This is a genomic window from Sphingobium sp. EM0848, assembly GCF_013375555.1.
GTDB lineage: Bacteria > Pseudomonadota > Alphaproteobacteria > Sphingomonadales > Sphingomonadaceae > Sphingobium.
The window spans coordinates 795740-811093 of the sequence record NZ_JABXWB010000001.1; the positions used below are offsets into that span (position 1 = coordinate 795740).

14 protein-coding genes are annotated in these 15354 nt (G+C 60.5%); 8 read left to right on the plus strand and 6 right to left on the minus strand.

What is annotated here, in order from left to right:
- Positions 1-574 precede the first annotated feature (574 nt).
- Entirely contained in the window at positions 575-1696 is a 1122-nt protein-coding gene (locus tag HUK73_RS03805; RefSeq protein WP_176590707.1) for an IS110 family transposase, read from the minus strand.
- Positions 1697-1828: 132 nt separating this feature from the next.
- Between HUK73_RS03805 and HUK73_RS03810 the strand changes: the two genes are divergently transcribed.
- The 3 genes from HUK73_RS03810 (at position 1829) to HUK73_RS03820 (ending at position 4362) form a co-directional block, all read left to right on the plus strand.
- Positions 1829-2983, plus strand: a complete 1155-nt coding sequence (locus tag HUK73_RS03810) for an IS4 family transposase (protein WP_176590506.1) — start codon at positions 1829-1831, stop codon at positions 2981-2983.
- A 405-nt stretch (positions 2984-3388) separates the two neighbouring features.
- Positions 3389-3601 carry a hypothetical protein gene (locus tag HUK73_RS03815; RefSeq protein ID WP_176590708.1) on the plus strand — a complete coding sequence of 71 codons (213 nt, stop codon included), beginning with the start codon at positions 3389-3391 and terminating at the stop codon, positions 3599-3601.
- 308 nt (positions 3602-3909) lie between these two features.
- Positions 3910-4362, plus strand: a complete 453-nt coding sequence (locus tag HUK73_RS03820) for a MucR family transcriptional regulator (RefSeq protein WP_176590709.1) — start codon at positions 3910-3912, stop codon at positions 4360-4362.
- Positions 4363-4422: 60 nt separating this feature from the next.
- Here HUK73_RS03820 and HUK73_RS03825 read toward each other — a convergent pair whose 3' ends face one another.
- Positions 4423-4896 (minus strand): hypothetical protein, encoded by a 474-nt coding sequence (locus HUK73_RS03825; RefSeq protein ID WP_176590710.1) that lies wholly within the window; start codon positions 4894-4896, stop codon positions 4423-4425.
- 99 nt (positions 4897-4995) lie between these two features.
- Between HUK73_RS03825 and HUK73_RS03830 the strand changes: the two genes are divergently transcribed.
- The 4 genes from HUK73_RS03830 to HUK73_RS03845 all read left to right on the plus strand — a co-directional run bounded on the left by HUK73_RS03830 (position 4996) and on the right by HUK73_RS03845 (position 8371).
- Positions 4996-5328, plus strand: coding sequence for a hypothetical protein (locus HUK73_RS03830; RefSeq protein ID WP_176590711.1), 333 nt, complete (start codon positions 4996-4998; stop codon positions 5326-5328).
- Positions 5329-5359: 31 nt separating this feature from the next.
- Positions 5360-7156 (plus strand): hypothetical protein, encoded by a 1797-nt coding sequence (locus HUK73_RS03835; RefSeq protein WP_176590712.1) that lies wholly within the window; start codon positions 5360-5362, stop codon positions 7154-7156.
- Positions 7157-7707: 551 nt separating this feature from the next.
- Complete coding sequence (locus HUK73_RS03840; protein ID WP_176590713.1) at positions 7708-7908, plus strand: hypothetical protein; 201 nt, start codon at positions 7708-7710, stop codon at positions 7906-7908.
- Between the two features lie 241 nt (positions 7909-8149).
- Positions 8150-8371 (plus strand): hypothetical protein, encoded by a 222-nt coding sequence (locus HUK73_RS03845; protein WP_176590714.1) that lies wholly within the window; start codon positions 8150-8152, stop codon positions 8369-8371.
- Here HUK73_RS03845 and HUK73_RS03850 read toward each other — a convergent pair whose 3' ends face one another.
- The 4 genes from HUK73_RS03850 to HUK73_RS03865 form a co-directional block, all read right to left on the minus strand.
- Entirely contained in the window at positions 8372-8557 is a 186-nt protein-coding gene (locus HUK73_RS03850) for a hypothetical protein (protein WP_176590715.1), read from the minus strand.
- Complete coding sequence (locus HUK73_RS03855) at positions 8557-8820, minus strand: hypothetical protein (RefSeq protein ID WP_176590716.1); 264 nt, start codon at positions 8818-8820, stop codon at positions 8557-8559. Before HUK73_RS03855 ends, HUK73_RS03850 begins: the two co-directional genes overlap by 1 nt.
- A 133-nt stretch (positions 8821-8953) precedes the next feature.
- Positions 8954-11164, minus strand: coding sequence for a P-loop NTPase fold protein (locus HUK73_RS03860; protein WP_176590717.1), 2211 nt, complete (start codon positions 11162-11164; stop codon positions 8954-8956).
- Between the two features lie 304 nt (positions 11165-11468).
- Positions 11469-12926: a hypothetical protein gene (locus HUK73_RS03865; protein WP_176590718.1), complete on the minus strand. Its 1458-nt coding sequence runs from the start codon at positions 12924-12926 to the stop codon at positions 11469-11471.
- A 555-nt stretch (positions 12927-13481) separates the two neighbouring features.
- On the opposite strand from HUK73_RS03865, the gene HUK73_RS03870 reads away from it, so the two are divergent.
- Entirely contained in the window at positions 13482-15296 is a 1815-nt protein-coding gene (locus HUK73_RS03870; RefSeq protein WP_176590719.1) for a ParB/RepB/Spo0J family partition protein, read from the plus strand.
- The last annotated feature ends 58 nt before the right edge of the window (positions 15297-15354 follow it).

A 15354-nucleotide genomic window follows, 5' to 3' on the forward strand; every position in this document is an offset into this window, starting at 1 on the left:
CGAATGAGAAATTCTCTTTGGACGGTGATCAGTTCAGACCGTTCGTCTGGAACTATCGCATCCCGTGTCTCGTGCGGCGGCTGGGACAACAAGTCGGCGTCATTGGACGTTCTCATGACGACCTCAGGCATCCCCTCATTTTTGAGATGACGTAGGGCAGGAAAGATGATTCTCATGTCCGAATTCAAGAGTGAGGTCGCGGGCTTCCAACCGCCTCTTTTGGCGTGAGAGGATATTGGCTGTGCAGGGTCGGACGCGGCGGCAGTAAGACGACGGTTGCTCAGACTCTGATACGCGGGTTGGATACCGCAGGACCGTGGTTCGTCTCGGGCCTTCCTCTGTCTCACGTCGCGCGAACTGAAGATCGCCGAATCACATCGAGGGTTGCCCTCAGACTCTGATACGCGGGTTGGATACCGCAGGACCGTGGTTCGTCTCGGGCCTTCCTCTGTCTCACGTCGCGCGAACTGAAGATCGCCGAATCACATCGAGGGTTGCCCTGACCGGCCACCGCGCCCGACGCTGCACAGCATGATGAGAAATTTGCTGCTCCTTTTTGCCTGGTTGCGGGGGTTCAAGCGGTTTGCGCCGGAGCGGGAGTCTGGATGGCTATCGCCCAGACGAAGGCGGCGAGTTCGCGTGCGATGGCGACTGTCACGACATTCTTGGGCCGTCCTGACCGCAGCAATCGACGGTAGCGCGCGCAGAGGCGAACCTGCGCCTTCCACGCGATGTCCCGCGCTTCCTGGGAGAGATTGGCACTGCGACGGAGGAGGTCTCCGGCGATCCGCGCCGGGAGCCGATAGGTCCAGGCGCTCTCCACCAACATGCGGCGGGCCCGGCTATTGCCTGCCTTGGTGATTTTTCCCTGTGAGCGGGTAGACCCCGACGACCGTTCGCGTGGCACAAGTCCGAGCCATCCCATAAGCTGGCGAGGATTGGCGAAGCGCCGGAAATCGCCCACCTCCGCGATGATGGTTACCGCCGCGATGAGCGATACGCCACGCAATGCCTGGATAGCTGCCACCACCGGATGGAGAGACCAGCTGGGAAGCAGCGCTTCGATTTGCTTCTCAAGTCGCGAACGGCGATCCTCGGCCTGCTCGATGGCGCGGATATATTCCTCGAACGCAATCTGCTGAGCGGGATGATCGAAACGCTGGTCGCCCAGCCAGCGACGATGCCTCTTGCTCCAATGTTTGATGCCATCCTTATAGATCCGGCCGTGGCGCAGGAGGAAGGACAGCAGTTGTTGTCGCGCCCGGCGCACCGTTTCCACTGCGGAAATCCGGACCCGGATGAGGTCACGCATGGCTTCATGCTCTGTGTCGGGCACCCAGATCGATGTCAGTTCACCGGCGCGAAACAGGCTGGCCAGAACGACGGCATCGCGGCGGTCGGTCTTGATCTGGCTGCCAGGCCGGGCCGGCGTCATCGAAGGCGCCACTACATGACAGGCATGGCCCAGTTCGATCAGTTGCCGATGCAGGCCATACCCGGTTGGCCCTGCCTCGTAAGCGAAGGCCAGCGACCTGTGCTTTGCCGCCAGCGTCTTGATCAGCTTGGCTACCGACTCCGGTTTACTCGAGATGGTTCCGTAAAACCGCACCTCGCCACGGCGACCACCGTCGGCGATCGCGACCGCGATCGTTTCCTTACTTACATCCAGCCCGATAAATGTTGTATTCCGTTCCATGGCTCGTCTCCCATGTCTGAGGCTCTGGTCGCAATACTAACCCTCGATACCGACATGTTCGAGGCGAGCCACCTGAAACCACCTCGGACATGGCGTCTCAGCATCTCCGTGTCGAAGGGGGATCAGATTGAGATGAGCGGCAAGGCGAAGTTTTCTTCTGAGGCGGTGCATTCCTTTGTCGACGAACTTTTTGGCGCGGACCTGCACGCGAAGCGGGTGACATCGCTGGCGAAGGCGACGGTGGGCACGTTGCAGGCGTCGTCGCTGGCGGTGAGCGCGATTGGCCACGGTCTCGCACTGGCCCAGGGAGGGCTGTCGCGTCACGCGATCAAGCAGGTCGACCGGATGCTGTCGAATGACGGGATCGATGTCGACGCGCTGATGGCCGACTGGGCCGGCTATTGCCTGGGTAGCCGCACCGAGATCGCCGTCGCCATGGACTGGACCGACTTCGATGCCGACGGGCACTCGACCCTGATGCTGTCGCTGCTTACCGAGCATGGCCGGGCAACGCCGCTACTGTGGTTGACGGTACGCAAGGCGGAGCTGAAAGAGCGGCGCAATCACTATGAATATTGGATCGTCACCCGGCTTGCCGAGCTCTTGCCGACAGAAGTGAAGGTGCTGCTCGTCGCCGATCGCGGCTTTGGCGACACCAAGCTCTACGGCGTCCTCAAGGACGAGTTGCACTTCGACTATGTCATCCGCTTTCGTGGCAACATCAAGGTGACGGCCGCCGGTGAGTGCCGTCCGGCAAAGGAGTGGCTCGGCCCATCGGGACGTGCCAGGCTGTTGCGCGAGGCCACGGTCACGGCGCAGGGTTGCCCCGTCGGGGCGGTCGTGTGCGTCCAGGCCAAGGATATGAAAGAGCCGTGGTGCCTCGCGACCAGCTTGACCACGGTGACGGCCAAGACCCTCATTGATCTTTACTCGCGGCGCTGGGGCATCGAATGCTCGTTTCGCGATGCCAAGGACTGGCGGTTCGGGATGGGCATGTCGGCAACCCGCGTCTCCACGCCCGCCCGGCGCGACAGGCTGTGGCTGATCGCCGCTCTCGCCATTGTCCTCCTGACCGTGCTCGGCGCCGCCGGCGAGGCCATCGGCTACGACCGCCATCTGCGCACCAGCACGACATCGCGACGCGTGCATTCACTCTTCCGGCAGGGCGTGATGTACTATCAACTCATCCCCAACATGCCCGAGGAAAGACTACGCCCTCTCATCCTACAGTTCGAGAACCTTATCCGCCACCATCAGCTCCTCAAACGGACTTTCGGAATCATTTGAATGAGGGGATTCATGAGCATGACGACCTCTTCTGCGAGTCGTGGGGCGAGGACCATATGCCCGCCCGGACGCCGGGGGAAGGCACATATATCTTGCCGTGACGGCGGCAAGCAGGCGCCCGGCCTTATGTCGTCTGTCATAGCCCATAATAGCCAGTGCAGGGATGACGCGGGCTGAGCATAATGGCTGCCTCTGAACCGGCCCCGCCTCTTCCCTTGGTAGGCGGGGCTTTTGTCAATCGGGTTCGGCGGCTTTGTTTTGGGCAGGCGCAATGACGCCGCTGATCGTCCGTGAATTGGCGGTCATTCACCCAATTTCCTATCCGCCGGTGGGTCTGCCGAGAACTGCCGATCAACAATCGGCCCGGGTCATGCTACATCGCCATGCCACGCCGGGAGAAGCCTCATGGCCCTGTTCGAACAGCGCGACCTCCATCTCGTCAAGAAGGGGCTCTGCCTGAGCGTGCTCGTCATGGGGGAGCAACCCGAAGGACCGTTCCGGCCTGATTCGGACCTGGCCGACATGAAGGATTTGTTGGACCGGCTGCTGCGAAGCGACAAGGAGTTGGGCCTCTATATGCGTTCGGCCCATCTCATCCTGAAAGGTTCGCCCGGCTGAAACGGCTACGGTCCGTGGGTCTCATGGGCATGCCGGCGGAGATGTGAGTTCGCCGGACCTGATCCTTCTCCTCCTGGTCTTCGGCATCTGTTGCTCTGGCACCCCTCATGCAGAGAGGGAGGGTAGGGCGTCTCCCCTGCTGGGGTGGGCCTGCTCCGCGTGCCGCTCCGTCGAGCCGGCTTTGCCGTCTCGACCCTTCGGCGACGATTCCTGACGCGGGCGCGGATTTGCGATCGAGGGCGATGGCGGTTTGGTATTGGCTGGCCGATATGCCAAGGGGGCCGGATTGATCCTGGTTGGAGAGCTTGATGACGGACGAATTGCTGGCAGCGCGGAATAACCTGATCACCCTGACGGCGGATATTGTGTCGGCGCATCTGTCGAACAATATGGTGCCGGTGCCCGAGGTGGCGGGGCTGATCGCCCAGGTGCATGGCGCGCTTTCCGGCCTGGGCACGCCTGCCTCCCCGCCGCAGGAAGACCTGAAACCCGCCGTGCCGGTCCGTTCCTCGGTGAAGCCGGATCATATTGTCTGTCTGGAGGACGGCAAGAAGCTCAAGATGCTCAAGCGCCACCTGATGACCCACTATCAGATGACGCCCGACGATTATCGCCGGAAGTGGAACCTGCCCGCCGACTATCCGATGGTCGCGCCCAGCTACGCTGCCAAGCGGCGCGATCTCGCCCTGACGATCGGCCTTGGCCAGAAGCAGAAGGGGCAGGGCGCGAAGGGGCGGAAGGCGTCTCCCAAAAAGGATTGATGGGCTTGCGCGGAACCTCGGTTATCGGGGTTCCGCGTCATGCCGTCTCGTCACGGCGGGTCAAGGGCGAACCGGTTCGTCGTTTGCGCCTGCCATGCGGTTTGTATGGTGGTACATGATTTCACTGATGGTCATGTTGAATTCCACCAGCCAGGGCGCGCCGGCAGCGAAAGTATGAAGGGCCGCTCCCACCAGGAAACTGATTACAAGCTGGCCTATCCTGCCTTCATAGGGCTCCAGCACTTTCGCTGCCTCGCGGATTTCGTTCGCGATGGCCTCGTCTTCCACCAATCCGAAATACTCCAGGTCCGTCAGCGATTCGGCTATCTGGGAGCGGGCGTTGGTCATCTTCAGGTTCGGATAGATGATGGGCGGGCGGGTCTTTTCGATCAGCCTGAATGTCTCATCGTGATTCAGGAGCTCGATGCGGAGCGCGGGAGATTCATTTGGCTCACACCGGAATGATCCGAGCATCATGGAACCGCTCCGGTTCGCCACCACCTGAAATTGTTCCAGCAACGCTTCGAGTTCCATGAACCTGCGCTCCATAGATATCATAATGATTACAATCGATAAGCTTGCGGAAGGCAGGAGGCCAGCGGTTTTGCAATTGGCGCGGCCCGGCATATTGCCTTGACCGTCCAGCTTGCAGCGTCGCGCGCGAAAAGCACCGCGATCCTGTCCTTCCTGTTGTGCCCGACATTGCTGTCTGCCGACCATCCATCCTGGGTGTCGCGCAGAATCGGTAACATCCCTTCTCAATACGGCTCGTACTTCCAAGGCTTGTCCAGCGTAACCGGCATCGCGAAGATCGTAGTGCTTGCGGGCGGTGCCACTGATCGGCCTGGATGGCTGACCTGGCCCACCGAGCATGACACTGGTTCCAAAGCGAGGAGCATCGATATTTCCACTACGATGCTGTACTGGCAAGATACGGAAATCCATGGCATTTGCCATTTCAATTAGGAAGCTGGTGCTCGATCGGAGTGGATCTCGAATGCTTGTCGGCGATGCGGTTCGTTTGCTTTTCCCCCAAGGTAATCTCGACTGGTGGGTCGATCTCAAATCGAAAATGGAGAATAAGGAGGCGTTCGGTCCCAAAGGCGATCAATATGGCCCTTGGTATCTGCCGCCGGTCGATCCGATCGATCTCTTCGCAATCACCGCCTTTCTGCTCTCGCGCAGCGGCGCCTATCATCATATTCAGCCAGAAACCCATCAAGGACCGCCAGCTGAGTTCCGTAAGCTGGAAGTCACGCTTTCCGACCGCCAGCATTGGGTCGAAATTGGTCGCGCGTGGGCTCAGGCGACCGTCCGGCAAGATGTGTCCGGCAATAGGGTGACGCTTGAAACCCCTGAGGCAGTTGGCCAGATGTGGTCTCGCATCTGGGCCGCATTCGATGAACCTCTCTTCAACGCCCTGGACGCGAGAGCAGAGCCTCCTGGTTGGTGGCGCGACGCAGTGGGCCTCCTGGCTATTGCTGATGAAGCAGCGACTGATGTGGGATTCCTGGCAAATGAGGAATTGCAGGAGACCACGCCTCCGCTTCTGACACTCGCGGTAGAATTCAGGATCCTCGCGGCCATGAAGGAATTGACCGACGGGGAAGGGCGGGGCGCCTACACATTGTCGCAAGCAGCACCAGATGTTGCGTGCGTTCTACCAAAATCCCGCACCCCTTCACGCGGCTGCACGGTCCGTTCCCTATCGCACAATCTTTCGCTCTTGCCGCCTCGCGGTCTCGCGCGCGCAAGATGGCTCGCACCGGTGGGTGAATATACTGCACGGCAGGCGCAGGCGTCTCTCAACCTCCTCATCATTCCCTATCCGTTTTCGATCGCTGCAAAGTCCTTCCATGTTGCAGGCCTGTCGGAGAGCGACGCGCGTGCGCCTTGGGGTTGGTTCGGCGTTGAACCGCTGAATGCCAAAGCGCAGGAGAGCCTGCTGTTGGGTCTGGTAGATGCCCTGATCGAGGAAGCACGCAGGGACGTGGGACAGGTCCATGGCGTCATTTTTCCTGAACTCGCCTTGAGCGGTGCCACCTATGCGAAGCTTATCACGCAGCTCGAGAAGGATGACGATATTGAGTTTGTCGCGTCGGGGCTGCACAGCGATGGAGAAGGCCGGGTTGGAAATTTCGCCGCTGCGACCATCATTCCGGTCAGGAGCAAAAGACAGAAAGTCAGGCGATGGGTCGAGGATGTCCGCCAGAAGCACCATCGTTGGCGTCTCGATGCCGACCAGATCAAAAGCTATGCCCTGGGATCTGTCCTCGATCCTGGGATGGGATGGTGGGAAAGGCTCGATGTCCTGAGCCGTAGTCTGACGGTCGGCGTGCTGCGCGGCGAAACCACGATCACCACGCTCATCTGCGAGGACCTTGCGCGCGTCGATCCGGCCCAGGAGCTGTTGCGGGCGATCGGACCCAATATCGTGATTGCGCTCCTCATGGACAGCGCCCAGCTTCAGACTCGCTGGCCGAATCGCTACGCCACGGTGCTGGCCGAAGACCCCGGCTCTTCGGTCCTGACCTTTACCTCGCTTGGTCTGATAGAGCGCGCCAACAAGACGGGATTTTTTCCGCCCAGTCGATGCATCGCGCTTTGGCGGGATGATTGCGGCGTACGCGAACTCAGCCTGCCCAAAGACAGTCATGCCCTCTGCCTGACGCTTAACCCGTTTAGGATTACAGAATCGACTCTGGATGGCCGAACCGACAGCCGTAATGCGCTCTCATGGCGACTGGGTGGGGTTCAGCCTGTCAGGACCGATGCGGAACTGCCTGAATGGTAATCTTAGCGCCGAGGAGGCTCGATAGGGCCGCGAGGTGCTGGCTGCCGGGGCTCGGACCGCTGGGGCGCATTCTGGGCAAGCCGCGTCATGCGCTCGAACAACTCGTTCGTACGCTCCCTTTTATAGCGATCGAAAGTCTGTGACGTCCGAACCATGCTAGCCTATCCATTTCCCGTCAGCAGATCGCTGACAAACCCTATGTAATCCGCAATAGATGAAGGAACAACGATCAAAGCGCGAAAATGGCCGCAAATCTGCGCGCTCGATCGCAAAAACCCTCCGCCGATCGGCTTTGCGATCCGATTGGATCGGTGTCCACACCATGAAAATAGGCCGTGGTTGATCGGATCGCAATGAATGAGGCCTGCCGGATCGCATTGAGCGAACAGAGCCAGGCGAAAGCAATTCATTGCCTTGGCGGTTTCTGGCGGACGGGAGCGAACGCTGAATGATGGCTTCGTGAAACTCTGGTGAAGTGAGGAGGGGATTTCGCCGGAGGTCGTGATTCGAGGGATTTACGCAAGTGCGATGGCGCGATTATCGGGCAGGCGATGAGCATCATCGCAACCATCATGAATTCCACTACCGGCCAGCCCATCCAGAAGATGACCTTCGGCCGGATGCCCAAGCCTTGGTCCACATTCAATCTGGAAACCGGCGAGCGCGTGACAGCGGATCGGGTTCACGTCGGCAAGCCTGCCCCTGGCAAATTCGTCGCGCCGGTCGAGGTCTGGGTGACGCCCAAAGGGTGAGACTGGCGCGGCATTTCGCTGGCCACCTCCATTTGGGCACAGGGCGATCGTGATATTCGGGGAGCCGATCACGCTGGGAAAGGATGGCCCCATTTTTGGTGGGCAGGTATTTTCTGCTGATCGGCGCTTCGCCCCTTGGGGGAAACGTGTCGGCCCGAGGGCGTGCGCTCTTCGGCAGAAGCATTCAAAAATATTTTCGCCGGCAATTATCCGATGGCGCAACGCTCAAATGGAGTCGCCGATGTTGAAGCACATATTTGACAAGAGGCTGGGGACCGACGAAAATCACCTTGCATGGTTGCGACGGGTCGATGACATCATCGTGAGGTTCGATGTCACGCGAGACGAAATCGCGCCCTGCATCGCTGAGCGAGACGGGTGGAAGACGATCACGGTGACGCTGCAAGGTGCGTCGGACGGTCAGCTGTTCGCTGCCTTCATGATAATTTCCTGCATGCGGTGATCAGGTGAAAAAGATTTTCAGCGGCCTTCGATCGTGCTTCTTCAGATCCGTTACCGGATACCATTCCGCCTTGCCTTTGCCCTTTGTGAGCGGCGCGCACAGCGCCCGATCGTTGGCGATGGAATCGATGCGCATCAGAAGCCGACGAGGAATGACCTCCACGACTTCTCCTACCTTGAAATCCATTATTTGCTCTCCAGGATCGCCCCGATCATACGGTCCCACGTCCAGCCTGCGATCTGCGCGCCGATCTTGAATCCTTCGGTCGATATCTGCTCGCCACCCGCTGCGGACACTTCCGCGCCGGGGTCCCTGACGGCCAGAAGCACGGCGCACGCTTGCGGCAGATAGCTTTGCCACATGGGCCTGCCCTCGAAAGTAGCGTTTTCCGGATTGCCTTCGAGGCTGCAAAGTGCGCGGGCCGCGCGCTCAAGGGGGGATTTCACCATGGAGGTACATTATCATAATATTGTCGGGCGGCCAGCGAGATGCACTTTACCTTGGAAGGAGGTTCTGGCCGCCGTCGGTTCTTCAAGGATCTGGCTCGACGAAGCTAACCGGTCGATCAACCAATTCACGGCCTCACCAATTTCTGGCCTCTTCGGCTGCTTCTATAAGGCGCCGCGCCGAAACCGCGAGCTCTTCATTTCCTTCGGCAGCAATCCGTTGGAGACGGGCAAGAATTTCGTCGTAATCCAGGAACGGGGCGATATTCTCGCGTCTTATGACCGTGTACCAGCTGTCGCTGGTGTCTATCCGGGTCGTCAGCCGGTTCATGATGCCGACCAGTCCGGCGTCGGTCCGCGTGGCTTCGGCGAGCAGTTTGCGTGGGCCGTCCGGGTCTCCGGCCTGGTTCCAGGCAAAAAATATCCAGAGCGGTCGGGGCGCCGCGATCACCTCGTCGATCGTCAGGGTCGAGAAGCGTGCAATCATGAGGCGGTTGGCGTGGTCAAGCTCCTCCTCGCTTAGCACCCAGTCGCTGTTCGGGCGTCTTTGCTCTCCAACGCGACCATGAGCGAAGGTCTCCCGTCGCAACAAATTGGTTGCCCAGCCAATGGCCGTGGCTTTGCTGAACAGCTGCTCAGTGACTTGCTCGCGGTCAGTTGCGTCAAGGCGTGGATAGAGGAGGGCAACCAGCTTTTCCGCACGATCCCAGGTGGTGATGATGATATTAGGTTCGCGGGGGCCGCGCCGAAAGGCGTCATCCATCATCTCCCCCAAAGCCAGCAGGAGGTTTGTCGCTCGCGTGCTGGACCAGAGCGCCAGGTCCGTCCCCCTCAGTCGCTCAAGGAGTATGTCGAGTTTCCTGAGCGTGCCAAGCGCCTTCTGCCCTTGGAATTCAAGCAGGGTTGCAGCAGCAGCAGCAGGCGTCTTGTCGACCGAATTCCAGAATTGATCGAAGCCCTCCTGTGTCACCGCGTACGAGGGCCCAACCAAGCTGAAATAAAGGCGGTAATGATCGGGGCTGGCGAGCCTGCGTCCAGCGATTGCCGCTTGAACGGCCTGGGGCGTGACGGCCTGGTGAATTTTGACCGGTTCATCCTGGTCGTCCATCGAGGTCTCAATGCCGGGGAGCAGTTCGCTGAAAAAATGGCGATAAAGCATGTCGTGGAGTTGCCGATCCTCCACTATCTCCAGCAGATTGGTGAGGCGAGTCTTCACGCTCCTTTCGGTAACCCTTGCCGTGCCGAAAGACGTTGCAGCGACGGAAGCGACATAGGTTTCGACCCAACGATAGAGATCGGGATTCCCATCCTTGATGAGCTGGAGCCAGACAAGGTCGGCCGCATCGATCTTTTCGCTGCGGGTCGCGGGCCAGAAGAAGCGGATCGAATCGAGGGTCCGAACGACCGACCGTGGTGTGCGGAGCTGGGCGCCGCCCTCCTGATCGATCACCGATTTCAGCCGCTCGCTCACCTCGTCCGAAATGGGTCCGAGGAGCGGGGCCAGATCTTCGGCGAACCATTGCCGAAGTTCAAACGGCTCGGGTTGGGGAACCATGACCGTGAGCTGGACAATTTTTTCGAGATAGTCCTTGCCGTCGTCCACCTGCGATGTGGTCTCAATGGCTTCGGCGAGCCGATCCACATCATAGCACAGCAGATAGATGATATTGGGAAAGTCGGCGACCGACCGCACAAGGCGCAGGACTTCCATGACCTCGGAAGGTTCAAGCCGGTCGACATCGTCCACCGTCACGATGAACCGGTGCCCTAGCTTGTGCAGATCCCGCGTGATTCTGGCTTTGAGCGTTGCTAGATCAGGACCCGTCTCTTCTTTCGAGCCTTTGTCGAAAAGCTTTCCGACCCCCTTGATGATCTTCCCGATCCATTCTGCCGGCGCCCATAATTTGCCGCCCGCCTCGACAAGCTCGCCCGTTCGGCCAAGCAGCGCGGCAAAGGTTCTGACCTGCCTCGCCAAGGCTGTCGCGGCGATCATCGAAGATTTGGTCGCGTCGCCTTCGGCGTGGCTGACGCTCGCAATTTTTCGTGCGAGATCGTTGAAGAAACTCGACAGCAGCGCGTCCCGGCGACCGACGAGCCAGGGACGAAAGCTAATGATCGTAGGGCGCTTCTCGTCTGGAAGCTGGTTCAGCTTGCGCTCGATGAGGTGCAGCAGGCTCGATTTTCCGGAACCCCATTCACCATCAATGCCAATGACCAGGCCATCGGCCGATGCGCGATCCATGACCGACAACGCGATTCGTTCAGCGACATCGGAGAAGCCGAGACGGTCTGGTTCGTCGTCCCGCAGTGCATGTTCACCCCGGATTCCAGGTTCGTTTTGCGTCATCTATGCCGTACCCCCGTTTGACCAATGGCACAGCAAGGCCGGAAGGGTCCAGTTGAACGGCCTCTGGTGCGAAGCAAGAAACTGCCAGACTGGTCAATCCCCTGCGCGATCGCAGGAGGGGGTATAGGTTCCGGTTCCCGGCCGTTCTTGTCCAGTTGATCGACGTCCGCTTCGTTACGGCGCTGAAGTTCATATCGGGCGTCTGACGCGAGAAGGGAACGGAATCAAGATTTGTGTTGCAATGGCTCCGGCAGTTGCGTGGGGCCGCCGGATTATTCCTTGACAGGATGCTGCCAACCCTAGGTCAATATTCTTCGTCCCATTCGGGCAGCCAGCCATGGACGGCTTTGATCATCGACGTCATGCGGCTGATCGTCAAAGCCATCTCGATGAGTTGCACCGGATCGATCGGCCGAGCGTGCATCGTCGGCCGACGAATCCCGTTGAGGCGTTGCATGTCCACCCGAAACGCCTCCATGCTGCCGAAGATCGGCTCGAAGATGGGCCAGTTCTTGCCGAACGTCACGATCGGAATGAGATCGCCTAGATCGACAAAGGCGATGGGATCGCTCGCGGACTCCCCGGCGCGCAACGCCTCGGCCCTGCGCTCGCGCGCCCGTTTGAGAACGTCGCCGGGAACACGCTGCTTGAACCAAGCGTCCGGATTGTCGCCTGCATCGCGTTGCGCCGTCATGAGAAGCCGCGAGATGAGGTCCCGCATCACGATTTCAAAAGCCGTGATGGCGCGATAAGCGCCGATGCGGGGGCGCGAGGCGGATATGCGCACGTTGATCGGTCCCGCCTCGATTATGGCCGAGACCGTCTTTCCACCCACCACTCCCTCGATGATGCCGCTTTCGACGAGGATTTCCACGGCCTCGCCGTTGCTTGCGTCGATAAGACCGGCGTCGACCTCGGCCTCTTCATAATAGCGTTGCCGAACTGATGGGCGTTGCCAATATTCCGTTGGGAGATCGGGTCTGGTCTGCCAGTCGCCAAGAATCGAAGCCAAGGCGGCCCCGCTTGTGGCACTCAGCGGGCCGACCGTATCCACTGCGCCCGCAAAGGCAGATAGCTTGGTTAGTGTCTGGGCGATTTCGGCGCTTTGTGCCAGGAGCGCTTCGATCCCAGGCGTCGATTTGAAGCCCTGCGCAATGTCCATCACGCGCAGTCCTTGAGCCCGCTCAGCGATGAGTTGGATTTCTTCGTCAAAGCCGATCGGAGCCGCGATCCGATTGATCCGGCCCGCGAGCAATCCAATCGACTCAGGCGCCCATCGTCCGGCCCAGCGCTGCTCGCGCATTAACTGGCCGATCTTTGAATGTTCCTGAAAGAGCATCCAATGGGGCAGGGCCATGCCGGGAGAGCTTTGCGCGAAAGCCTCCAGCGCCGGATAGCGGGCGATTACGCCGCCACCCGTGGCGAGGCTAAGACCGCCATTTAATTGCTGCAGGAGCCTTGACGAGGGAGGTACCAGTTCAGCGGCGCGCGCAAAAACGTTCATCTCAGCGAGCTTCGTAAAAGGGGATAGCTCCTTCGCCAAGACTCCCAATGCACCGCTTCCGGTCATCCTGGCGAGTGCCCCGATCTGCGTCCCGCGCGTGAGGGCGTTGAATTGCTCGTCGTGAAAGTTTAGGGCCCGGATGGACTTACGGGCCGGGGTAGCGGACCGGTCCTGAGAAGAAGGATCCGGCGTTTCCTGCGGTGGCTCAACGGGCTTCTCTATCCCGCGATCTGACTTGTCTTCAGGCTCGTCCATCATATTTCAAAAGGCCATCGCTCGTCTTGATCCGTTCCAAGGCACCGTCAGAGCATGGGGTCACACAGTAACGGTCTGTCCCGTTATACCGGCTTCATTGAACTTGGGCAGGGCGTAAATCCGATCGGCTTTTCATGGTCTTCGGGATGCTTTGGTCGTGGGCCGCATTGCTTGTCCCGACCTGTCACCGCTTTTTCAAGCCGGTACGGCAAATTCGAAAAGGGCGCGGCGTCTCCCCTGCGGGGCCGGGCTCTGCTTCGCGTGCCGCTCCGTCGAGCCGGCCTTGCCGTCTCGCCCCTTCGGGCATCGATCCCTGACGCGGATGCGGTCATCGCGCTGGCGCGCGATGGCGTTGAATTCGGCCGCGGCAAAAACGCGGTGGACGGCGCTGCCCTTTAGGCCCGCTGCGGCGGGCTGCAAGCCGGCATGCCGGCTCCTTCATTGCATTGCGGTCCTGGCGGATGCCGCCCGCCTCTGCCGGCGGGCCTGCCGGTTCGCTCTTGCCGCCCACCCCGTTTTCGCCGGGCCGGTGGTGTTTGGAAGCAAGGAGTGAATAGCATGGAACTCAAGCATATCGATATCGCCAATCTGGCCGTTTCGACCGCCAATATGCGGGGCGTGAAGAAAGCGCCCGACCTCACCAATATCCTGCCGTCCGTCCGGGCGCGCGGGGTATTGGTCCCGCTCATCGTCCGTCAGAACGGGTCGCCCGAAACCTATGAGATTGTCGCGGGCAAGCGGCGCTACCATGCCGCGCTCATCGTGGCGGAGGAAACCGGGATCAGTGACCCGCTGCCCTGCGCCGTCATGGCGACGGGGGATGATGCCGCAGCGCTCGAAGCCTCGCTCATTGAAAATATCGCACGGGCTGACCCCGATGAAATGACCCGGCACGAAACCTTCACCCGGTTGGTTCGGGAGGGGCGCAGCGTCGAGGATATTTCCCTCACCTTCGGGCTGACGGCCTTGCAGGTTAAGCGCACCCTCGCGCTCGGCAACCTGCTGCCCCGCATCCGCAACCTCTATCGCGCCGAGAAGATTGACGCGACCACCGTGCGTCATCTGACGCTCGCCTCCAAGGCCCGGCAGAAGGAATGGCTCGCGCTGCTCGACGATGAGGATGCCTATGTGCCCAGTGGCTACAGGCTCAAGGAATGGCTGTTCGGCGGGTCGTCGATTTCGACCAGCGCGGCCCTGTTCGATCTTGCAGGCTATGCGGGTGAGATCATTTCCGATCTGTTCGGCGAGGACAGCTATTTCGCCAATGTCGATCAGTTCTGGGAAGCTCAGCGCGCTGTCATTGAGGCGAAATCCGAGAGTTACCGTGAAGCAGGCTGGAGCGATGTGGTTACGCTCGAACCGGGCGAGCATTTCAACAGCTGGGAGCATGAACGCGCCCCCAAGAGAAAGGGCGGCAGGGTCTATATCGCCATCGACCATCGCGGCGGGGTCAGCTTCCATGAAGGCTATGTGACGATGAAGGAGGCGCGGCGGATCGAGAGGGGCGAGCCGATTGGACGGCCCGCCCGTCCCGAATTGTCCGCGCCGCTGGCCGATTATGTGAACCTCCATCGCCATGCCGCCGTCGCTGCCAAGGTGGCGGAAACCCCGTCCGTCGCCCTGCGGCTGATGGTCGCCCATGCCATTTGCGGGTCCACCCTGTGGCGGGTCGAGAGGCAGAGCCAGACCAGCCGCACCGATGCCATCACTGAAAGCGTCGAGAGCAGCCCGTCGGAAGGTTCGACCGACTTCTTCCGCCGGGAGGCGCTGGCGATGCTCGGCATGGACGAGGAGGAGCCGAACATTGTCGGCAGCGCGGATCACATCGTCCCTCTCTTCGTGAAGCTGCTCAGCCTTGCCGACAAAGATGTGCTTGCGATCCTTGCCGTGGTCATGGCCGAAACGCTGCAATCGGCCACCACCCTGATCGAGCTTCTGGGCAGCTATCTGGAGGTGGATATGGCCCAATGCTGGGAAGCTGACGAAGCCCTGCTCGATCTTATCCGGGACAAGGAAATCCTTGGGGCTGTCCTTGCCGATGTGGCCGGTGCCGATGTGGCGGCGGCCAACGCCAAGGAAACCGGCAAGGTCCAGCGCGGCGTCATTGCGGACTGCCTTGCCGGTGCCGGAGGGCGCGACAAGCGGACCGGATGGGTTCCGCGCTGGATGCAGTTCCCGCCCAGCGCCTACACCGCGCGCGGTGGGGTCGCCACGGTCGATCTGTGGACCAAATTGCAGGGCCTGCTTGAGCCTGAGCAGCCTGACGATCCGCAGTCGCCCGGTGATGCCGAGGTGCCCGTCATAGTTCCCGAGGCCGAAGCATCCGAACCACGGCAGGACGAGGAAGGGGGCGACCTGCCGCTCGCGGCCTGATCGTCTTGCCCGGCAGGCGGCGGGGCTTCCCGTCGCCTGCCTCATCCTTGAAAGGAGC